General features: G+C 64.4%; 15 protein-coding genes. 8 read left to right on the top strand and 7 right to left on the bottom strand.

Annotated features, from left to right (window positions below; all coding sequences use genetic code 11):
- Window positions 1-40: 40 nt before the first annotated feature.
- The 7 genes from APH33_RS18790 to APH33_RS18760 form a co-directional block, all read right to left on the bottom strand.
- On the bottom strand, window positions 41-850 hold the full coding sequence (locus tag APH33_RS18790) for a gamma-glutamyl-gamma-aminobutyrate hydrolase family protein (protein WP_054886601.1): 810 nt from the start codon (window positions 848-850) through the stop codon (window positions 41-43).
- A gap of 297 nt (window positions 851-1,147) precedes the next feature.
- On the bottom strand, window positions 1,148-1,930 hold the full coding sequence (locus APH33_RS18785; RefSeq protein ID WP_054886600.1) for an amino acid ABC transporter ATP-binding protein: 783 nt from the start codon (window positions 1,928-1,930) through the stop codon (window positions 1,148-1,150).
- A gap of 22 nt (window positions 1,931-1,952) precedes the next feature.
- The gene (locus APH33_RS18780; protein ID WP_054886599.1) at window positions 1,953-3,197 is read right to left on the bottom strand and encodes an FAD-binding oxidoreductase; all 1,245 of its coding nucleotides are present in this window, start codon (window positions 3,195-3,197) and stop codon (window positions 1,953-1,955) included.
- Window positions 3,198-3,212: 15 nt separating this feature from the next.
- Window positions 3,213-3,923 carry an ABC transporter permease gene (locus tag APH33_RS18775; protein WP_054886598.1) on the bottom strand — a complete coding sequence of 237 codons (711 nt, stop codon included), beginning with the start codon at window positions 3,921-3,923 and terminating at the stop codon, window positions 3,213-3,215.
- Window positions 3,920-4,639: an ABC transporter permease gene (locus APH33_RS18770; protein ID WP_054886597.1), complete on the bottom strand. Its 720-nt coding sequence runs from the start codon at window positions 4,637-4,639 to the stop codon at window positions 3,920-3,922. Before APH33_RS18770 ends, APH33_RS18775 begins: the two co-directional genes overlap by 4 nt.
- Window positions 4,640-4,813: 174 nt before the next feature.
- Window positions 4,814-5,566, bottom strand: a complete 753-nt coding sequence (locus APH33_RS18765) for a transporter substrate-binding domain-containing protein (RefSeq protein WP_054886596.1) — start codon at window positions 5,564-5,566, stop codon at window positions 4,814-4,816.
- A gap of 21 nt (window positions 5,567-5,587) precedes the next feature.
- Window positions 5,588-6,460, bottom strand: coding sequence for a MurR/RpiR family transcriptional regulator (locus tag APH33_RS18760; RefSeq protein WP_054886595.1), 873 nt, complete (start codon window positions 6,458-6,460; stop codon window positions 5,588-5,590).
- A gap of 143 nt (window positions 6,461-6,603) precedes the next feature.
- Between APH33_RS18760 and APH33_RS18755 the strand changes: the two genes are divergently transcribed.
- From APH33_RS18755 to APH33_RS18720, 8 genes are all read left to right on the top strand, one after another.
- Window positions 6,604-7,629 (top strand): Ldh family oxidoreductase, encoded by a 1,026-nt coding sequence (locus tag APH33_RS18755; RefSeq protein ID WP_054886594.1) that lies wholly within the window; start codon window positions 6,604-6,606, stop codon window positions 7,627-7,629.
- 217 nt (window positions 7,630-7,846) lie between these two features.
- Complete coding sequence (locus APH33_RS18750; RefSeq protein WP_054886593.1) at window positions 7,847-9,043, top strand: amino acid aminotransferase; 1,197 nt, start codon at window positions 7,847-7,849, stop codon at window positions 9,041-9,043.
- Window positions 9,044-9,356: 313 nt separating this feature from the next.
- Window positions 9,357-10,637 (top strand): serine/threonine transporter, encoded by a 1,281-nt coding sequence (locus APH33_RS18745; RefSeq protein WP_054886592.1) that lies wholly within the window; start codon window positions 9,357-9,359, stop codon window positions 10,635-10,637.
- A gap of 167 nt (window positions 10,638-10,804) precedes the next feature.
- Window positions 10,805-11,305: a thiol peroxidase gene (gene tpx, locus APH33_RS18740; protein WP_054886591.1), complete on the top strand. Its 501-nt coding sequence runs from the start codon at window positions 10,805-10,807 to the stop codon at window positions 11,303-11,305.
- Window positions 11,306-11,634: 329 nt separating this feature from the next.
- The gene (locus APH33_RS18735; protein WP_054886590.1) at window positions 11,635-12,942 is read left to right on the top strand and encodes an MdtA/MuxA family multidrug efflux RND transporter periplasmic adaptor subunit; all 1,308 of its coding nucleotides are present in this window, start codon (window positions 11,635-11,637) and stop codon (window positions 12,940-12,942) included.
- Entirely contained in the window at window positions 12,939-16,037 is a 3,099-nt protein-coding gene (locus tag APH33_RS18730) for an MdtB/MuxB family multidrug efflux RND transporter permease subunit (protein WP_054886589.1), read from the top strand. Before APH33_RS18735 ends, APH33_RS18730 begins: the two co-directional genes overlap by 4 nt.
- Window positions 16,034-19,141, top strand: a complete 3,108-nt coding sequence (locus APH33_RS18725) for an efflux RND transporter permease subunit (protein ID WP_054886588.1) — start codon at window positions 16,034-16,036, stop codon at window positions 19,139-19,141. The genes APH33_RS18730 and APH33_RS18725 overlap by 4 nt, the downstream gene beginning before the upstream one ends.
- The gene (locus APH33_RS18720; protein WP_054886587.1) at window positions 19,138-20,625 is read left to right on the top strand and encodes an efflux transporter outer membrane subunit; all 1,488 of its coding nucleotides are present in this window, start codon (window positions 19,138-19,140) and stop codon (window positions 20,623-20,625) included. The genes APH33_RS18725 and APH33_RS18720 overlap by 4 nt, the downstream gene beginning before the upstream one ends.
- Window positions 20,626-20,666: the final 41 nt, after the last annotated feature.

Raw genomic sequence — 20,666 nt, 5'->3', positions numbered from 1 at the left:
GCCGCCCCGCGATCAAAGCTAACGAAGCTGAAACCGGGTGTCAGGCTGCCTGTTGGCGCTTGATCTGGCTTTTGCGCACCTGGGCGCGGCAGGCGTCGCCGAAGGCCTGGAAGATCTTGATCGAATCAGGGTTCTTCGCCGCTTGCCATTCCGGGTGCCACTGCACGGCAAACAGGAACGGCGAGATGCTTGGAGCGTGGATCGCCTCGACCAGGCCATCTTCGGCGTGGGCGATCGGCTCGATGCCGGCGCCGAGGTTGCGCAGGCCCTGGCCGTGCAGCGAGTTGACGCGGATCTCGTCGGTGCCCAGGGTCTCACGCAGCCAGCTGTCCGGCTTGATCTTCACGCCATGCACCTGGGCGTATTGCACATCGACCGGGTCTTCCGGGTTTTCCCGATGGTCGTTGAAGCCAGGCTCGGCGTAGACCTTCTGGTAAATGTCGCCGCCCAGGGCAACGTTGATTTCCTGCATGCCGCGGCAGATGCCGAAGATCGGCAGGCCGCGCTTGAGCGCCGCCTTCACCAGCGGGATGTCGAACAGGTCGCGGTTCTTGTCCTGGCCTTTGCCGGGGGTTTCGTTTTCCTGGCCGTACAGGGTCGGGTCGATGTTACTACCGGCACCGGTCAGGTACACGCCGTCGGCCATGTCCAGATAGGTCTCCAGGTCATCGATGCCACAGCAGGTGGGCACCAGTACCGGGACGCAATCGGCGAAGTCGACCAGCGGGGTGATGTATTTGTGGGTCATGACCTGATAATCATGGCCTTTGCGCTCTTGGCTGCCCATGGTCATCAGGACGACGGGTTTGCGCAGGGAAGGTTGCTTGTTGCCAATGTTGCTGTTGGACATATGTCACCTTATGACAGGGCTCTGCCTGTCGTTGTTGTGCAGGTGCACGGCCGGTGGCCAAATTGTGCTACCTGAAGTCCCGAGCACTGCCGGCTCATCACAGGACGATTCCGGTCGGGGCTTGTAGATAGCTTGCCAGAGCCGTTCGATATGTCAAACGAGCAAAAAGCGGTTAGGGCGCCGAATTACGGGGGTGTAACCCTTGCGAGCCTGAGCCGGCAAGGGTTTGGCGGGGGGTATGGTCAATTATATTTAACGACGCAGTCGGTTCATTGCAGCGCTGCAATGATCGACCGCTCAGTGCAGTATCTGCGCCAGGAAGGCCTTGGCCCGTGCAGTGCGCGGCTGGTTGAAGAACACCTGGGGCGGGCTGTCCTCGATGATCTGCCCGCCTTCGAGGAACAGCACCCGCTCCGCCACCTGGCGGGCAAAGCCCATTTCATGGGTGACGCACAGCATGGTCATGCCGGTGCCGGCCAGTTGCACCAGTACGTCCAGCACCTCGGCGACCATCTCGGGGTCGAGCGCCGAGGTCGGCTCGTCGAACAGCATGATCCGCGGCTTCATGCACAGCGCCCGGGCGATGGCCACGCGCTGCTGCTGACCACCGGACAACTGGCTGGGGTATTTGTGCGCCTGGCTCTCGATACCTACCTTGCTCAGGTACATGCGCGCCCGTTCCTCGGCGTCCTTGCGCGACAGGCCGCGCACGCTGGTGGGGGCGAGCAGGCAGTTGTCCAGCACGCTCATGTGCGGGAACAGGTTGAAGTGCTGGAACACCATGCCGATCTCGCTGCGCACCTGGGCCGCCTGGCGAGTGTTGGCGGCCAGGTCGATGCCGGCAACCCGGATGCTGCCCTGTTCGGCGATTTCCAGGCGGTTGATGCAACGGATCAGCGTCGATTTGCCCGAACCGGACGGGCCACACAGGACAATGCGCTCACCTTCGCGCACCTGCAGGTCGATGTCGTGCAGCACATGGAAGGCGCCATAGTGCTTGTTCAGGCCCTCGATGCGGATCAGCTCCGGACGAGGGTCAGTTTCGGGGGCAAGGCTGGCAACGCTCATGGGGGCGGTCATGTTGTTGTTCTCCCGCTGGGTGTCAGTCGAAACGTGCCGCGCTGTAAGGCGCAGGGTCAGTGAAAGGGCGCTCGCCTGTGAGCAGCTCGGCCACCAGGCGGCCGCTGACCGGGCCCAGGGTGAGGCCGTGGTGGGCGTGGCCGAAATTGAACCAAAGGCCTTTATGCCGTGGCGCAGGGCCGATTACCGGACGCATGTCGGGCAGGCATGGCCGGCGGCCGAGCCAGGGCTTGTCATCAAGGCGCTCACCCAGCGCCGGGAACAGCTTGCGGGCCAGCGCTTCGCAGCGCTTGAGCTGGATCTCGTTGCCCGGTGCGTCACTGGCAGCGAACTCGATACCGGTGGTCAGGCGCACGCCGCGGGCCATCGGGGCTAGCACATAGCCACCCTGGGTGTCGCAGATCGCATGCAGCAGCTGGGTACCCTCGCGGGTGCTGTAGTGCATGTGGTAGCCACGCTTGATGCCCAGCGGAATGCGGTAGCCCAGGCGCTCGAACAGGTCGCCCGACTGTGGCCCGAGGCAGGCCACCACCTCCTCGGCGGTAATCAGCCCCCGTTGGCTGTCGACCTGCCACCGGCCGTCGACCTGGCGCAGGCTGCGCGCATCGCCATGCACGAACTGCCCGCCGCGCTGCACGAACAGTGCGGCATAGCCACGGGTGAGGGCGCCGGGGTTGGTGACGGTCTTCGGATCGAGCCAATGGATGCCGCCAACCACCGTGCTGTCGAGCTGGTGCTCGCGCGCCTGCAGCTGGCCACGCTCGAGGATTTCGTACTGCAGGCCGTAACGGGCCAGGCCCTTGAGCTCGGCCTTGGCCTGCTCGAACAGCGCTGGGGCGCGATACACCTCGATCCAGCCTTTGGCCTGGATCAGCCCTTCAAGGCCGGCCGCCTGGACCAGTGCATCATGTTCCTCGACGCTGCGCTGCACCAGCGGGAGCATGTCGGCCGCCGCCCCGGCCAGGCGCCCGGGCGCCGACTGTTGCCAGTAGCGCAGCAGCCACGGCGCCGCCTTGGGCAAGTGCAGCACGCTGTAGCGCACATCGGGCTGGCGGTTCAGGCCATAGCGCAGCAAGGCGCCGAATTGCCGCGGGAAGGCATAGGGGATCACGCTGGAGCGCTCGATCAGCCCGGCGTTGCCATGGCTGGTGCCGGTGCCGGGGTCGTCGCGGTCGAGCAGGATCACCTGGCGCCCGCGGGCCTGCAGGTGCAGTGCGGTGCTGACACCGACGATGCCGGCGCCGAGGACAAGGGTCTGGCAATGCATGGATATATCCTTCGGTCAGTTCAGGTGGCGGCCCAGGCGGGCTTCCAGGTGTTTGAGCACGCGTCGGACCAGTTCGACGATCACCAGGTAGAGCACCGCGGCCCAGAGGTAGATCTGGAAGTCGAAACTGCGCGAGAACGCCAGCTTGGTCACGCCCATCAAGTCATAGAGGGTCACCAGCGAGGCGATGGCGCTGGCCTTGATCATCAGGATCAGCTCGTTGCCCAGCGGCCCGATGGCCACCAGCAACGATTGCGGCAGGATGACCTTGAAGAAGGTGGTTGAACGCTTGAGGTTCAGCGCCCGTGCCGCTTCGTACTGGCCCGGCGCAACGGCCATCAGGCTGCCGCGGAAGATCTCGGCCTGGTAGGCGGCGGTGTTGAGGGTGAACGCCAGCAACGTGCAGAACCAGGCTTCACGGAAGAACCACCAGAGGCCGAGGTCCTGCCAGAAGCCTTTGAGCGAGCCCAGGCCGTAATACAACAGGAACAGCTGGGCCAGCAGCGGCGAGCCGCGGAAGAAGTAGATGTAGCCGGCCGCCAAGCGTTGCAGCAGCGAGTGGCGCGACAGGCGCGCCAGGGCCAGCAACAGGCCGAGCACGGCGCCCAGGCTGAAGGAGATTGCCACCAGCTTGGCGGTCACCAGCAGGCCATCGACGAAGCGCGGCCCATAGCGCTCCAGCAGGTCCGGGTCCAGTACCAGGCCCAGCAGTTGTTCGGCACTCATGCGCGTGCTCCTTGCAGGTGTCGGTTGCTGCGCCGCTCGATATAGGCGAACACCCGTCCCGAGGCGGCCGAGAACAGCAGGTAAGCCAGGCAGGCGACGCCATAGAAGAACATCGGCTCCTTGGTCACGCTGACCGCAAGGTTGGTCTGGCGCATCAGGTCGACCAGCGAGATGGTCGATACCAGCGACGTGTCCTTGAGCAACGACAGCCAATTGTTCGACAGGCCCGGCAGGGCGATGCGCGTCAGTTGCGGCAGCACCACCTTGAAGAACCCGGTGCGCTTGCTCAGGCCCAGCGCCGAGCAGGCCTCCAGCTGGCCCTTGGGCAGGGTCTTGAACGCCGCCAGCCAGATTTCGCTGGAGAACGCCGCGAATACCAGGCTGAAGGCGATCATGGCGGCCAGGAAGGTGTTGATCAGGAACTCGCCTTCATAACCCATGGCCGCCAGCAGCTTTTGCGCGGCGATCTGGCAGCCGTAGTAGATGATCAGCAAGGTCAGCAGCTCGGGCAGGCCGCGGAATACGGTGGAAAAGGTGGTGGCCCAGGCGCGTGGCAGGCGCTTGCGCGAACGCGCCGCCAGGGCTACGGCCAGGCCCAGCGGCAGGCCGATGGGCAGGCAGGCGAGGGCCAGAGAAACGGTGACCAGGGCGCCGGCCAGCAGCGCCTGGCCCCAGCCACCACTGGCGAAGGACAGCAAGGACAATTGATCGAGCATGACGAACCCCTTGGGCGGGTAATGCGGTCTCTGTGTAGGAGCGGCCTTGTGTCGCGAAAGGGCTGCGCAGCGGCCCCAGGATTTATGCAGCAGCACAGATTGCCGGGGCCGCTATGCGGCCCTTTCGCGACACAAGGCCGCTCCCACAGGGATTTCGCAAAGACTTTCTACGGATCAGTTGTAGATATCGAAGGCAAAGTACTTGCTGGCGATCTTCTGGTAGGTGCCGTTGGCGACAATCTCGGCCAGTGCGGTGTTCAGCCGCTGGCGCAGGGCGTCATCGTCCTTGCGCACGGCTATCGCAGCGTCGGCCTTGGTGTTGGCTACATCGCCAAGGATCTTGCAGCAGTCGCCGCCGTTCTTGTTCATCCACTCGTGCAGCGGGAACTTGTCGGCGATCACCCCGTCCAGGCGGCCGGCGGCAAGGTCGGCGTTGGCCTCGTCCATGGTCGGGTACAGCTTCACTTCGGCGCCGGCCTTGGCATACACGTCTTCGGCATAGATGGCCTGGGTCGAGGACGACTGGGCGCCGACCGTGTAGCCGTCGAACTTGGTCTGGGCGTCGCCGATCTTGCTGTCCTTGGCCACAGCGACGGTCAGCGGGGTGCGGTAGTAGTGATCAGTGAAGGCGATTTTCTTGCGCCGTTCTTCGGTATCGATCATCGAGGCCACCACCGCGTCGTACTTGCGCGCCATCAAGGCGGGAATGATGCCTTCCCAGTCCTGGGCAACCAGGGTGCATTCGACCTTCATCTGTTCGCACAGGGCGTGGGTGATGTCGATGTCGAAGCCGTGCAGCTGATTATCGGCATCGACATAGTTGAAGGGCGGGTAGGCACCTTCGGTGGCGAAGCGCAGGGTCTCGGCGCTGGCGTTGCCCGCCAGCAGCAGGGCACACGCACCCAGCATAGCCATGGTCTTGTTCATCTCGCACCTCTTGCACTCTTGCTATTGTTGTTTGCCCGCCGGCCACGAGGTGTAGCCGACGAACTCGTTATGTAGAGCGGCAGTTGCTTCCAAGCGTTTTTCAACATCAGGCCCGAGCTTCTTGCAGACCTCGTTGACCATCAGGTGCACCCACGACAGCATGGTCGCGGTGGATTCCCAGAACAGGTTGAATTCGGTGGGGATGCGGAACACTTCGTCGGCATGGGCATCGGCCCAGTCGCAGAAGGTGTCGGTCACCAGGGTGACCGGGATGCCGGCGGCGCGTGCCTTCTGGCACAGCTGCAGGGCATGGCGCGAATAGCGGCGGGCCTCGAACACCACCAGCGCGGTGTCTTCGCTGCGGCCGAGCAGCACGTCGCCGAAGTGCCCGGCGCTGCCATCGACCTGTTGCACGCCATCGCGCAGGTACTGCAGCAGGTGGCTCATGCACATGGCAATGCCGCGTTCGGTCTGGAAGCCGGCGATGCACACCCGGGGCTTTTCGGCCAGGCGCTGGGCCACGGCGTGCCAGGCGTCGCTCTGGCGGTATTCGTGCACGCGCACCAGGGCCGCGATTTCCCGCTCGAGGCTGCCGGCGTTGTCGCGGTCATCCTGGTTCTGGCGGTATTCTTGCAGGCGATCACCCATCAGCCAGGGGCCGTCGCCGAGGTCGCTCTGCAGGTCTTGCTTGAGGGCCTTGAGATGGGCATAACCGAGGGAGCGGCAGAAACGCCCGACACTGGACTCGCTGACACCCAGCTTGGCGGCAATGCTGGCCGAGGTCTGGAACGGCAGTTCGTGCAGGTTGGCGAGCATGTAGCTGGCGATCTTGCGGCCTGAGGCTGCGGCCCCTTGCAGGCTGTTTTCCAGGCGTTGCTTGATCGGTTGGCTCATGCTGCGGCTCCAGGTGAGGCGTGGAATAGAAAATGGCTGTTTTCTGTCATCGAGTCAACATTTGACAGATAGCTGTCACTTATCGGAAAGTTTTTGTCGTTGCATACGCTGTTGCCATTCCAATTCCAAGAAAGGAGCTACAGATGTCCGCACCTTCCGCCAGCCCGCTCGTGCGCCTGCCCTTCGCCGAGCTGCAGGGGCTGTTGCAAGCGATCCTCCAGCAGCACGGTTGCAGCGAGGCGGTGGCCAACGTGCTGGCCCACAACTGCGCCAGTGCCCAACGCGATGGCGCCCACAGCCATGGCGTGTTCCGTATCCCCGGTTACGTTTCGACCCTGGCCAGTGGCTGGGTCGACGGGCGTGCCATCCCCCAGGTGACCGACCTGGCGCCAGGCTACGTGCGCGTGGATGCCGCCGGTGGTTTCGCCCAGCCCGCCCTGGCCGCAGCGCGTGGGTTGCTGGTGGAAAAGGCCCGCAGCGCCGGCATTGCCGTGCTGGCGATCCACAACTCGCACCATTTCGCCGCACTGTGGCCGGATGTCGAACCCTTTGCCGATGAGGGCCTGGTGGCGCTGAGCGTGGTCAACAGCATGACCTGCGTGGTGCCGCACGGTGCGCGCAAACCGTTGTTCGGCACCAACCCGATCGCCTTCGCCGCGCCGTGCGCCGGGCATGACCCGATCGTATTCGACATGGCCACCAGCGCCATGGCCCACGGCGATGTGCAGATCGCTGCGCGGGCCGGCCAGGCATTGCCCGAGGGCATGGGCGTGGATGCCCAGGGCCAGCCGACCACCGACCCCAAGGCCATTCTCGAAGGCGGCGCGCTGTTGCCATTTGGCGGGCACAAGGGTTCGGCGCTGTCGATGATGGTCGAGTTGCTGGCGGCGGCGCTGACCGGCGGGCATTTCTCCTGGGAATTCGACTGGTCCGGCCACCCGGGGGCGAAAACACCGTGGACCGGGCAACTGATCATCGTCATCGACCCAAGCAAGGCCGAAGGTGACCGGTTTGCCCAGCGCAGCCGCGAACTGGTTGAGCACATGCAAGCCGCCGGGTTGTCGCGCATGCCAGGCGAGCGTCGCTACCGCGAGCGGAAACAGGCCGAGCGGGAAGGGGTGGCGGTGACTGAACAAGAGTTGCAAGGACTGAAAGAATTGCTTGGCTGATCCGGCCTCTTCGCGGGCAAGCCCGCAGGTACTGCACAGTCCCAAGGGCTGTGATATCCCTGTGGCAGCGGGCATGCCCGCGAAGAATCCAGCGCGAATCCCCAGCTGTGCAAAGTTGCATAGACAACCTTGCACTTATGTGATGTTCCTTGGGCCCGACTCCGGGTATCCTCAGGGCAGTCTTTCCGAACTGTCCTGATCCAAGGAGCTGCACGCTGTGTTCAAACATGTCGATGCCTATGCCGGCGACCCGATCCTCTCGTTGATGGAAACCTTCAAGGCCGACCCGCGCGCCGACAAGGTCAACCTGAGTATCGGCCTGTACTACGATGAGGCCGGTGTGGTGCCGCAGCTGGAAGCGGTGGATGCGGTGGAAAAGCGCATTGCCGGCCAGGCCCATGAAGCCTCGCTGTACCTGCCGATGGAAGGCCTGGCCAGCTATCGCCAGGCGATCCAGGCGCTGCTGTTCGGTGCCGACCACCCGGCCGTGACCGGCAAGCGCGTGGCCACCGTGCAGACCGTCGGCGGCTCCGGCGCGCTGAAAGTCGGTGCTGACTTCCTCAAGCGCTACTTCCCGCAGTCGGAAGTCTGGGTCAGCAACCCGACCTGGGACAACCACCGTGCCATTTTCGAAGGTGCCGGGTTCAAGGTGCACACCTACCCGTACTTCGACCAGGCCAGCCGTGGCGTCGACTTCGACGGCATGCTGCAGGCCCTGCAAGGCCTGCCGGCCAACAGCATCGTGCTGCTGCACCCGTGCTGCCACAACCCGACCGGTGCCGACCTCGAGCCTGCGCAGTGGCAGCAGGTGGTGGAAGTGGTCAAGGCGCGCCAGCTGATTCCGTTTCTCGACATCGCCTACCAGGGCTTCGGTGCAGGCCTGGTGGAAGACGCCTACGCCATCCGCGAAATGGCCCGTGCCGGCGTGCCGTGCCTGGTCAGCAACTCGTTCTCCAAGATCTTCTCGCTGTACGGCGAGCGGGTAGGGGGCCTGTCGGTGGTCTGCGACGACGAAGCCACCACCCAGAGCGTGCTCGGCCAGCTCAAGGCCACCGTGCGTCGCAACTACTCCAGCCCGCCCAACTTCGGTGCCCAGCTGGTGGCAGGCGTGCTCGGCGATGCCGCGCTGAACGCCCAGTGGGCCGCAGAGGTGGAAGTGATGCGCAAGCGCATCCTCGACATGCGCCAGGCGCTGGTCGATGCCCTGGCGGTGCTGCTGCCAGGCCAGGATTTCCAGTTCTTCCTGCGCCAGCGCGGCATGTTCAGCTACACCGGCTTCAGCGTCGAGCAGGTGCGTCGCCTGCGTGACGAGTTCGGCGTGTACCTGATCGACAGCGGCCGGGTGTGCATGTCTGGCCTGCGCCCAGCCAACCTGCAGCGGGTTGCCGAGGCGTTCGCCGCAGTACAGAAGTAATTGCGGTTCTGCGCAGCCCTTGCAGGAGCGGCCTTGTGTCGCCAAAGGGCCGCAACGCGGCCCCAGCAATCTGTGGCTCTGCACAGATCTGGGGCCGCTGCGCAGCCCTTTCGCGACACAAGGCCGCTCCTGCAATCAGCCCCATCTGTGCAACCTGCTTGTAAAGACAAGTGCAACCGCCTCTCGGAAAGGGGCTTCGCAAGTGCAACCTTTCGGTGCACAATCGCGCCCCTCTTTCCCGGTTGAGTTGGGCGATCACGCAATTTCGCCATTCTCAGCCTGTTGCAGTCTTGCGAGTGGAGCTTCACCCGGAATGAATGAGCAGGCCCCAAGCGTTGAACAACGCTTTGCAGAATCGACCCCCGCCACCCTCGGCAGCTGGTCGCGTAACGACACCACCTGGATGCTGGGCCTGTTCGGCACGGCCATCGGCGCAGGCACCTTGTTCCTGCCGATCAACGCCGGTCTGGGCGGCTTCTGGCCGCTGCTGATCCTGGCCGCGCTGGCCTTCCCGATGACCTATTTCTCGCACCGTGGCCTGACCCGCTTCGTGCTGTCCGGGCGTAGCGGCGGCGACATCACCCAAGTGGTCGAAGAGCACTTCGGCGTCAAGGCCGGTGCGCTGATCACCGTGCTGTACTTCTTCGCCATCTTCCCGATCCTGCTTATCTATAGCGTGGCGCTGACCAACACCGTCAGCAGCTTCATGGAGCACCAACTGCACATGGCGCCGCCACCACGGGCAGTGCTGTCATTCGTGCTGATCCTTGGCCTGCTGGCGATCGTGCGCTGCGGCGAGCAGGCCACGGTCAAGGTCATGAGCCTGCTGGTGTACCCGTTCATCGTTGCGTTGGGGCTACTGGGTCTGTACCTGATTCCGCACTGGACCGGTGGCATCCTCGACAGCGCCGCCCAGGTGCCGTCGGGCTCGGCCTTCCTGCACACCCTGTGGCTGGCCATTCCGGTGATGGTGTTCTCGTTCAACCATTCGCCGATCATCTCGGCCTTCGCCGTCGACCAGAAGCGCAGCTATGGCGAACACGCCGACGAGCGCAGCGGCCAGATACTGCGCCGTGCCCACCTGCTGATGGTGGTGATGGTGCTGTTCTTCGTGTTCAGCTGCGTGCTCACCCTGAGCAGCGCCCAGCTGGCCGAGGCGAAGGCGCAGAACCTGTCGATCCTGTCGTACCTGGCCAACCACTTCAGCAATCCGACCATTGCCTTTGCCGCGCCACTGATCGCCTTTGTCGCCATTGCCAAGTCATTCCTGGGCCACTACATCGGTGCCAGTGAAGGCCTCAAGGGCATCATCGCCAAGGCCGGTGCCCGCCCAGGCGCCAAGACCCTGGACCGCGTGGTCGCCGCGCTGATGCTGGTGGTCTGCTGGATCGTCGCCACCCTCAATCCGAGCATCCTTGGCATGATCGAATCGCTCGGCGGCCCGATCCTCGCCGTGCTGCTGTTCCTGATGCCGATGTACGCCATCCGTCGCGTGCCGTCGATGCGCCAATACAGTGGTGCGCTGTCGAACGTGTTCGTGGTGGTGGTCGGCCTGGTTGCGCTGACCTCCGTGGTGTACAGCCTGATCAGCTGACTCACTGCCTGAATCGGAAAAAGCCCGGGGCGTTTGTCGCCATCCGGGCTTTTTTTTGTCCACAGTAATTGTCCGGAAATAGAACAATTTCAATGCCCCCATAGGCACCCGGCCGCCTTCATGATTAACTCAGTGTCCTTTTCAAACCCCCGCATAAGGATTTCGTCATGGCTCAAGTGACCCTCAAAGGCAACCCGGTTCAGGTCAACGGCACTCTGCCACAGGTCGGTGCCCAAGCCCCGGCTTTCTCCCTGGTCGGTGAAGGCCTGGCTGACAAGTCGCTGAAGGACTTCGCCGGCAAGCGCAAGGTGCTGAACATCTTCCCGAGCGTCGACACCCCGACCTGCGCCACGTCGGTTCGCAAGTTCAACGCCCAGGCCAACGACGTGGCCAACACCGTCGTCCTGTGCATCTCGGCCGACCTGCCGTTCGCCCAGGCGCGCTTCTGCGGTGCCGAAGGCCTGGACAACGTGAAGAACCTGTCCACCCTGCGTGGCGCCGAATTCCTGGAGAACTATGGCGTCGCCATCGCCGACGGTCCGCTGGCCGGCCTGGCTGCCCGCGCTGTGGTCGTACTGGATGAGAACGACAAGGTGCTGCACAGCGAGCTGGTTGGCGAGATCGCCGACGAGCCGAACTACGACGCAGCCTTGGCTGTACTGAAGTAAGGATCGCTTAGGGCAGGGTGTGCAGTATCAGCCTGTCCCGGCCTATTCGCGGGTAAACCCGCTCCCACAGGGACGGTGTAATACCTGTAGGAGCGGGTTTACCCGCGAATAGGCCGGGACAGGTGAAGGAACTCTTCAACCCATCACAGCTCAAAGCAATACCCTGTAACGGCCCGGAACCTTTTCCGGGCCGTTTTCGTTTAAAGTTCAGCCTTTTGGCAACGTCAGGCAAAGGTAAACCTCTGGTAAAGGGCCTTTGCTAAAACAGAGCCAGTGCTTATCGTTCAACCTTCCCAAGCCGCCATTTCTGAACAAGGTTCGTTCAACCCATGCAAGTGTCCAATTCCCGATCCCCTCGTCGCTGGCTCGTCGGCCTGCTGATCCTGCTGCTGGTGGCCCTGCTGGCCTGGTGGCTGTGGCCTGCGGCAACGCCTGCCCACAAAGCGGCCAGCGCGGGGCGCGGCAACAAAGGCATGGGGATGGGCATGGGCCGGCCGGGTTTCGGCGGCTCCACCGACCCGGTGCCGGTGCGTGTCGAGCCGGTGCGAGTGGGCGACTTCCCGCTCTACTACAAGGCCTTGGGCACTGTCACGGCGACCAACACGGTGAATGTGCGCAGCCGGGTGGCCGGCGAGCTGGTGAAAATCCTGTTCAAGGAGGGCCAGCAGGTCAAGGCAGGCGACCTGCTCGCGGAAATCGACCCGCGCCCTTACCGCATTGCATTGCAGCAGGCCGAAGGCACCCTGGCACAGAACCAGGCGCAACTGAAGAACGCCCAGGTCGACCTGGCGCGCTACAAGGGCCTGTATGCCCAGGACAGCATCGCCAAGCAGACCCTCGATACAGCCGAAGCTCAGGTTGCGCAGTTCCAGGGTCTGGTCAAGACCAACCAGGCTCAGGTCAACGATGCCCGCCTGAACCTCGATTTCACCCAGATCCGCGCCCCGATCAACGGCCGCGTGGGCCTGCGCCAGCTCGACCTGGGCAACCTGGTGGCGGCCAACGACACCACCGCCCTGGTGGTGATCACCCAGACCGAGCCGATCAGCGTCGCCTTCACCTTGCCCGAGACCGAGCTGAACACCGTGCTTGACCGTTACCGCAGCGGCGCCAGCCTGCCGGTCGAGGCCTGGGACCGCACCGACAGCAAACTGCAGTCGACCGGCGTGCTGGGCAGCATCGACAACCAGATCGACACCACCACCGGTACCCTGAAGTTCAAAGGCCGCTTCGAGAACAAGGACCTGGCCCTGTTCCCCAACCAGTTCGTCAACGTGCGTCTGCTGGCCGACACCCTCAAGCAGGTGGTGATGGCGCCGGCCGCGGCCGTGCAGTTCGGCAACGAGGGCACCTTCGCCTACGTGGTCAATGACCAGGGCACGGTCAACATCCGCAAGCTCAAGGTTGGCGCCAGCGATGGCCAGAACAGTGTCATCCTTGAGGGCCTCAAGGCCGGTGAGCGCCTGGTGCTGGAAGGCACCGACCGCCTGCGTGAAGGGACCAAGGTCGAAGTGGTCGAAGACAGCTCGCAAGTGCCGACCACCCCCGGTCAGCACCTGCAGGGCCAGGACGCCAAGGGATCAGCCCAGAGCGATGAGGCGCCTTCCGGCAAAGCGGCAGCCAGGGCGGGCGCATGAACCTGTCACGCCTGTTCATCCTGCGCCCGGTCGCTACCACGCTGACCATGCTGGCCATCGTCCTGGCCGGGCTGATCGCCTACAAGTTGTTGCCCGTTTCCGCCTTGCCCCAGGTCGACTACCCGACCATCCGGGTCATGACCCTGTACCCGGGCGCCAGCCCACAGGTGATGACCAGTGCTGTCACCGCACCGTTGGAGCGCCAGTTCGGCCAGATGCCCGGCCTTGAGCAGATGGCATCGACCAGCTCCGGCGGCGCCTCGGTGCTGACCCTGCGCTTCAGCCTGGACATGAACATGGACGTCGCCGAGCAACAGGTGCAGGCCGCGATCAACGCCGCCAGCAACCTGTTGCCCAGCGACCTGCCTGCGCCGCCGGTATACAACAAGGTCAACCCGGCCGACACCCCGGTGCTGACCCTGGCCATTTCCAGCAAGACCATGCCGCTGCCCAAGCTCAACGACCTGGTCGACACCCGGGTGGCGCAGAAGCTCGCGCAGATCAGCGGGGTGGGCATGGTCAGCATCGCCGGCGGCCAGCGCCAGGCGGTGCGGATCAAGGTCAACGTCGACGCACTGGCGGCCAACGGCCTCAACCTCGACGATGTGCGCACCCTGATCGGCGCGTCCAACGTCAACCAGCCCAAGGGCAACTTCGACGGCCCGACCCGGGTGTCGATGCTCGACGCCAACGACCAGCTGCGCTCGCCGGAGGAATACGCCAACCTCATTCTCGCCTACAACAATGGCGCGCCGCTGCGCCTGAAGGACGTCGCCGAGATCGTCGACGGCGCCGAGAACGAACGCCTGGCTGCCTGGGCCAACCAGAACCAGGCCGTGCTGCTGAATATCCAGCGCCAGCCTGGGGCCAACGTCATCGACGTGGTCGACCGCATCAAGGCGCTGCTGCCATCGGTCACCGATAACCTGCCGGCCGGCCTCGATGTGTCGGTGCTGACCGATCGCACGCAAACCATCCGCGCTGCAGTCAAAGACGTGCAACATGAGCTGCTGATCGCCATCGTGCTGGTGGTGATGGTGACTTTCGTGTTCCTGCGCCGCTTCAGCGCCACGATCATTCCCTCGATTGCCGTACCGCTGTCGCTGATCGGCACCTTCGGCGTGATGTACCTGGCCGGCTTCTCGGTGAACAACCTGACGCTCATGGCCCTGACCATTGCCACCGGTTTCGTGGTCGACGACGCCATCGTCATGCTCGAGAACATCTCGCGCCACATCGAGGAAGGCGAAACGCCGCTGCAGGCGGCACTCAAAGGTGCCAGGCAGATCGGCTTCACCCTGATTTCGCTGACCTTCTCGTTGATCGCGGTACTGATCCCGTTGCTGTTCATGGCCGATGTGGTCGGCCGGCTGTTCCGCGAATTCGCCATCACCCTGGCGGTGGCCATCCTGATTTCCCTGGTGGTGTCGCTGACCTTGACGCCGATGATGTGCGCGCGGCTGCTCAAGCGCGAGCCCAGGGAGGAAGAGCAGGGCCGCTTCTACCGCGCCAGCGGTGCCTGGATCGACTGGATGATCGAACACTACGGCCGCGGCCTGCAGTGGGTGCTCAAGCACCAGCCGCTGACCTTGCTGGTGGCCGTGGCGACCTTGGCACTCACCGTGCTGCTGTACATGGTGGTGCCCAAGGGCTTCTTCCCGGCGCAGGACACCGGGGTGATCCAGGGTATTTCCGAAGCGCCGCAATCCACCTCGTTCGCCGCCATGAGCGAGCGCCAACAGGCGCTGAGCAAGGTGATCCTGCAAGACCCGGCGGTGCAGAGCCTGTCGTCCTACATCGGTGTCGACGGCGACAACGCCACGCTCAACAGTGGCCGCATGCTGATCAACCTCAAGCCCCACGGCGAGCGTGATGTCAGCGCCGGGGAAGTCATCAGCCGCCTGCAACCGCAGCTCGACAAGCTGGTCGGTATCCGCCTGTTCATGCAACCGGTGCAGGACCTGAGCATCGAGGACCGGGTCAGCCGCACCCAATACCAGTTCAGCCTGTCTTCACCTGACGCTGACTTGCTGGCGCAGTGGAGCGGCAAGCTGGTGCACGCCCTGCAGCAGCGCCCGGAGTTGCAGGATGTGGCCAGTGATCTGCAGGACAAGGGCCTGCAGGTGTACCTGGTGATCGACCGTGACATGGCCAGCCGCCTGGGCATCAGCGTGTCGCAGATCACCAACGCCCTGTACGATGCCTTCGGCCAGCGGCAGATTTCAACCATCTACACCCAGGCCAGCCAGTACCGCGTGGTGCTGCAGTCGCAGGACGCGGCAGTCATCGGCCCGCAGGCGCTGGAATCGATCCACGTCAAGGCCACCGATGGCGGCCAGGTGCGGCTGTCGGCACTGGCGCGGATCGAGCAGCGCCAGGCACAGCTGGCCATCTCGCACATCGGCCAGTTCCCCGCAGTGACACTGTCGTTCAACCTGGCCCAGGGGGCGTCGCTGGGCGAGGCGGTCAAGGTGATCGAGCAGGTGCAGCAGGACATCGGCATGCCGCTCGGTGTGCAAACCCGCTTCCAGGGGGCCGCCGAAGCCTTCCAGGCCTCGCTGTCGAGCACCTTGCTGCTGATCCTGGCGGCCGTGGTGACCATGTACATCGTGCTGGGCGTGCTGTACGAGAGCTACATCCACCCGGTGACCATCCTCTCGACCTTGCCGTCGGCGGCAGTCGGCGCGTTGCTGGCACTGATCCTCAGCGGCAACGACCTGGGCATGATCGCCATCATTGGCATCATCCTGCTGATTGGCATCGTCAAGAAGAACGCGATCATGATGATCGACTTTGCCCTGGAGGCCGAGCGCAACCAGGGCATGAGCCCGCGCGATGCGATTTACCAGGCGGCGCTGCTGCGCTTCCGGCCAATCCTGATGACCACCCTGGCCGCATTGTTCGGCGCCGTGCCGCTGATGCTGGCCACCGGTTCCGGTGCCGAGCTGCGCCAGCCGCTGGGCCTGGTGATGGTTGGCGGCCTGTTGGTCAGCCAGGTGCTGACGCTATTCACCACACCGGTCATCTACCTGTACTTCGACCGTCTGGCCCGCCGCTGGCGCCCGGCCGCTGACGCGCAGCAGGCCGAGGCATGAACCTGTCCGCACCGTTCATTCGCCGGCCCGTGGCGACCATGCTGCTGAGCCTGGCGATCATGCTGCTCGGTGGTGTCAGCTTCGGCTTGCTGCCGGTGGCGCCGTTGCCGCAGATGGACTTCCCGGTGATCGTCGTGCAAGCCAACCTGTCCGGGGCCAGCCCGGAGGTCATGGCCGCCACCGTGGCCACGCCGCTGGAACGCAAGCTTGGCAGCATTGCCGGCGTCACCACCCTGACCAGCAGCTCCAACCAGGGCTCGACCCGGGTGATCATCGGTTTCGAGATGGGGCGCGACATCGACGGTGCCGCACGTGAGGTGCAAGCGGCGATCAATGCCACGCGCAACCTGTTGCCCAGCGGCATGCGCAGCATGCCCACCTACAAGAAGATCAACCCGTCGCAGGCGCCGATCATGGTGCTCTCGCTGACCTCCAGCGTGCTGCAGAAGGGCCAGCTGTACGACCTGGCCGATACCATCCTGTCGCAGAGCCTGGCGCAGGTCAGCGGGGTCGGCGAAGTGCAGATCGGTGGCAGCTCGCTGCCAGCGGTGCGCATCGCCGTGGAGCCTCAGTTGCTCAACCAGTACAGCCTGTCGCTGGACGAGGTGCGCACGGCGGTCTCCAACGCCAACCAGCGCCGGCCCATGGGCTTTGTCGAGGATGCCGGGCGCAACTGGCAGGTGAGGGCCAACGACCAGCTGGAAACCGCCAAGGACTACGAGCCGATCGTGATCCGCCAGTCGAATGGCACCATCCTGCGGCTGTCGGACGTGGCCACCATTACCGATGGCGTCGAGAACCGCTACAACAGCGGCTTCTTCAACGACCAGAGCGCCGTGCTGCTGGTGGTCAACCGCCAGAGCGGCGCCAACATCATCGAAACCGTCGACCAGATCAAGGCGCAGCTGCCGGCCCTGCAGTCGTTGCTGCCGGCCAGCGTCCAGTTGAACGTGGCCATGGACCGCTCGCCCGTGATCAAGGCGACCCTGAAGGAGGCCGAGCACACGCTGCTGATTGCCGTGGTGCTGGTGATCCTGGTGGTCTACCTGTTCCTCGGCAGCTTGCGCGCCTCGCTGATCCCCAGCCTGGCAGTGCCGGTGTCGCTGGTGGGCACCTTCGCGGTGATGTACCTGTGCGGTTTTTCGCTGAACAACCTGTCGCTGATGGCGCTGATCCTTGCCACCGGGCTGGTGGTCGACGATGCCATCGTGGTGCTGGAGAACATCTCCCGGCACATCGAGGACGGCCAGCCGCCGATGCGTGCGGCGTTCTTGGGCGCCAGGGAGGTCGGCTTCACCTTGCTGTCGATGAACGTATCGCTGGTGGCGGTATTCGTCTCGATCCTGTTCATGGGCGGCATCGTGCGCAACCTGTTCCAGGAGTTCTCGGTCACCCTGGCGGCGGCCATCATCGTCTCGCTGGTGGTCTCGCTGACCCTCACGCCGATGCTCTGCGCCCGCTGGCTCAAGCCGCACCGCGCCGAGCCGACACGCCTGCAGCGCTGGAGCGACAGGGCCCACCAGCGCATGGTCGATGTCTATGACCGAAGCCTTGGCTGGGCCTTGCGCCACAGGCGCCTGACCCTGATCAGCCTGTTGGCGACCATCGGCCTGAACGTCGCCCTGTACGTGGTGGTGCCCAAGACCTTGATACCGCAACAGGACACCGGCCAGCTGATCGGCTTCATCCGTGGTGACGACGGGCTGTCGTTCAACGTGATGCAACCGAAGATGGAAATCTACCGCCGCGCCTTGCTCGCCGACCCGGCAGTGGAAAGCGTGGCCGGCTTCATCGGTGGCAACAGCGGCACCAACAACGCCATGGTGCTGGTGCGGTTGAAACCGATCAGCGAGCGCAAGCTCGACGCGCAGAAGATCATCGAGCGCCTGCGCAAGGAAATGCCCAAGGTCGCGGGAGGGCGGCTGTTCCTGATGGCCGACCAGGACCTGCAGTTGGGCGGCGGTGGCCGCGACCAGTCCTCCTCGCAATACCTGTATACCCTGCAGAGCGGCGATTTGGCGGCCCTGCGCCAGTGGTTCCCCAAGGTGGTCGCGGCACTGCGCGCATTGCCCGAGCTCACCGCCATCGATGCCCGCGACGGTTCCGGCACCCAGCAGGTGACCCTGGTGGTCGACCGTGACCAGGCCAAGCGCCTGGGCATCGACATGGACATGGTCACCGCCGTGCTGAACAACGCCTACAGCCAGCGGCAGATCTCGACCATCTACGACAGCCTCAACCAGTACCAGGTGGTGCTGGAGATCAACCCGAAATACGCCTGGGACCCGAGCACGCTGGAACAGGTGCAGGTCATCACCAGTGACGGTGCGCGGGTGCCGCTGTCGACCATCGCCCGTTACGAGAACAGCCTGGCCAACGATCGGGTCAGCCATGAAGGCCAGTTCGCCTCCGAAGACATTGCCTTCGACATTGCCGAAGGCTACAGCCCCGACCAGGCCATGGCTGCCGTGGAGCGGGAGGTTGCCAAGCTGGGCTTGCCCGAGGAAGTAATCGCCAAGCTCGGTGGCACGGCCAGTGCCTTCGCCAAGACCCAGGAAGGGCAGCCGTTCATGATCCTCGGCGCCCTGGTGCTGGTGTACCTGGTGCTGGGCATCCTCTACGAAAGCTACATCCACCCGCTGACCATCCTGTCGACCTTGCCCTCGGCTGGCGTCGGTGCCTTGCTCGCCCTGTACGCCACCGGCGGCGAGTTCAGCCTGATCTCGTTGCTGGGCCTGTTCCTGCTGATTGGCGTGGTGAAGAAGAACGCCATCCTGATGATCGACCTGGCGCTGCAGCTGGAGCGTCACCAGGGCCTGAGCCCGGAGGAGTCGATCCGCCGCGCCTGCCTGCTGCGCCTGCGGCCGATCCTGATGACTACCCTGGCCGCCATCCTGGGCGCCTTGCCGCTGCTGATCAGCCGTGCCGAAGGTGCGGAGATGCGCCAGCCGCTGGGCCTGACCATCATTGGCGGCCTGGTCGTAAGCCAGCTGCTGACCCTTTACACGACGCCGGTGGTTTACCTTTACCTGGACCGCTTGCGTCACCGATTCAACCATTGGCGCGGTGTACGCACCGACGCCGCCCTGGACACACCGCTATGAACTTCGCCCAGACCCGACTTCACCGTGCCTTGCAGCTCTTGACCCGTGGGCGGGGCTCTCGCCTGGCCGGCACCGGTCTGTGCGTGGCCATGCTCAGTGCCTGTACCCTGAGCCCGGACTACCACCGCCCGCAGCTGAGCACCCCGGCGCAGTACAAGCAGGCCGAAGGCTGGACCCAGGCCAATCCGTCCGATGCCATTGCCCGTGGCGCCTGGTGGGAAATCTACGGCGACGCCGGGTTGAATGCGCTGGTCGAGGAGCTCAACCGCAGCAACCAGACCGTCGCGCAGTCCGAAGCCCAGTATCGTCAGGCCCAGGCCCTGGTGCGCAGCAGCCGGGCGTCGCTGTTCCCCAGCCTGGACCTGAGTGCCAGCAAGAACCGCTCGGCACAAGGCACCGGCAGTTCCAGTTCGAGCCTGTCCAACAACAGCAGCGGCATCCGCAACACCTACAACGCGCAGCTCGGCGTAAGCTGGGAAGTCGACCTGTGGGGCAAGCTGCGCGAGACCCTGAACGCCAACGAGGCCAGCGCCGAAGCCAGCTTCGCCGACCTGGCCGCGATTCGCCTCAGCCAGCAGTCCGAACTGGTACAGAACTACTTGCAACTGCGGGTGATCGACGAACAGAAGCGCTTGCTCGAAGCCACCGTCGCAACCTATGAGCGCTCACTGCGGATGAACGAAAACCAGTATCGCGCTGGCGTTGCCGGCCCGGACGCGGTGGCGCAGGCGCGTACCCAGTTGAAGTCCACGCAAGCGGACCTGATCGACCTAGTCTGGCAGCGCGCACAGTTCGAGAACGCCATCGCCGTGCTGCTGGGCAAGGCCCCGGCGGAGTTCTCCCTGGCCGACAGCAAAAGCATTCCGGCACTGCCGCAGATTCCGCTGACGCTGCCGTCGCAACTGCTCGAACGCCGCCCGGATATCGCCTCGGCCGAGCGCAACGTGATGGCCGCCAACGCCAATATCGGCGTGGCCCGTGCTGCCTACTTCCCGGACTTGAGCCTGAGCATGAGCGGTGGCTATTCCAGCAGCAGCTTCAGCAACTGGATCGAACTGCCCAACCGTTACTGGTCGGTGGGGCCGCAACTGGCGATGACTTTGTTCGACGCTGGCAAGCGCAGCGCCGAGGTTGATCGCACCCGGGCGGTGTATGACCAGACCGTGGCGCAGTACCGCCAGACCGTGCTCGACGGCTTCAAGGAGGTTGAGAACTTCCTGGTGCAGTTGAAGGTGTACGCCGATGAAGCCGTGGTGCGCCAGGAAGCGCTGGACGCGGCACGCGAATCGTTGCGCCTGACCGAGAACCAGTACCGGGCGGGCCTGATCGGTTACCTCGATGTGGTCAACGTGCAGACCACCGCGCTGAGTAACGAACGCAGTGCTTTGACCCTGTTGCAGGGGCGGCTGGTGGCCAGCGTGCAACTGATAGCCGCGCTGGGCGGCGGCTGGGATGCCGAACAGGCGTTTGCCCGGCAGGACTAAGGCACGTTCATTGTAGGAGCGGCCTTGTGTCGCGAAAGGGC

The organism is Pseudomonas sp. NBRC 111130 (genome assembly GCF_001320485.1).
Lineage (GTDB): Bacteria > Pseudomonadota > Gammaproteobacteria > Pseudomonadales > Pseudomonadaceae > Aquipseudomonas > Aquipseudomonas vlassakiae.
Note: the sequence above shows the minus strand (reverse complement) of the source record. Positions and strands in the feature narration are given on the sequence as shown.

Bases quoted from the DNA above. Each gene is read 5' to 3' on its own strand.
- APH33_RS18790 (WP_054886601.1), bottom strand. From the start codon at position 850: ATGTCCAACAGCAACATTGGCAACAAGCAACCTTCCCTGCGCAAACCC.
- APH33_RS18785 (WP_054886600.1), bottom strand. From the start codon at position 1,930: ATGACCGCCCCCATGAGCGTTGCCAGCCTTGCCCCCGAAACTGACCCT.
- APH33_RS18780 (WP_054886599.1), bottom strand. From the start codon at position 3,197: ATGCATTGCCAGACCCTTGTCCTCGGCGCCGGCATCGTCGGTGTCAGC.
- APH33_RS18775 (WP_054886598.1), bottom strand. From the start codon at position 3,923: ATGAGTGCCGAACAACTGCTGGGCCTGGTACTGGACCCGGACCTGCTG.
- APH33_RS18770 (WP_054886597.1), bottom strand. From the start codon at position 4,639: ATGCTCGATCAATTGTCCTTGCTGTCCTTCGCCAGTGGTGGCTGGGGC.
- APH33_RS18765 (WP_054886596.1), bottom strand. From the start codon at position 5,566: ATGAACAAGACCATGGCTATGCTGGGTGCGTGTGCCCTGCTGCTGGCG.
- APH33_RS18760 (WP_054886595.1), bottom strand. From the start codon at position 6,460: ATGAGCCAACCGATCAAGCAACGCCTGGAAAACAGCCTGCAAGGGGCC.
- APH33_RS18755 (WP_054886594.1), top strand. From the start codon at position 6,604: ATGTCCGCACCTTCCGCCAGCCCGCTCGTGCGCCTGCCCTTCGCCGAG.
- APH33_RS18745 (WP_054886592.1), top strand. From the start codon at position 9,357: ATGAATGAGCAGGCCCCAAGCGTTGAACAACGCTTTGCAGAATCGACC.
- tpx (WP_054886591.1), top strand. From the start codon at position 10,805: ATGGCTCAAGTGACCCTCAAAGGCAACCCGGTTCAGGTCAACGGCACT.
- APH33_RS18735 (WP_054886590.1), top strand. From the start codon at position 11,635: ATGCAAGTGTCCAATTCCCGATCCCCTCGTCGCTGGCTCGTCGGCCTG.
- APH33_RS18730 (WP_054886589.1), top strand. From the start codon at position 12,939: ATGAACCTGTCACGCCTGTTCATCCTGCGCCCGGTCGCTACCACGCTG.
- APH33_RS18725 (WP_054886588.1), top strand. From the start codon at position 16,034: ATGAACCTGTCCGCACCGTTCATTCGCCGGCCCGTGGCGACCATGCTG.
- APH33_RS18720 (WP_054886587.1), top strand. From the start codon at position 19,138: ATGAACTTCGCCCAGACCCGACTTCACCGTGCCTTGCAGCTCTTGACC.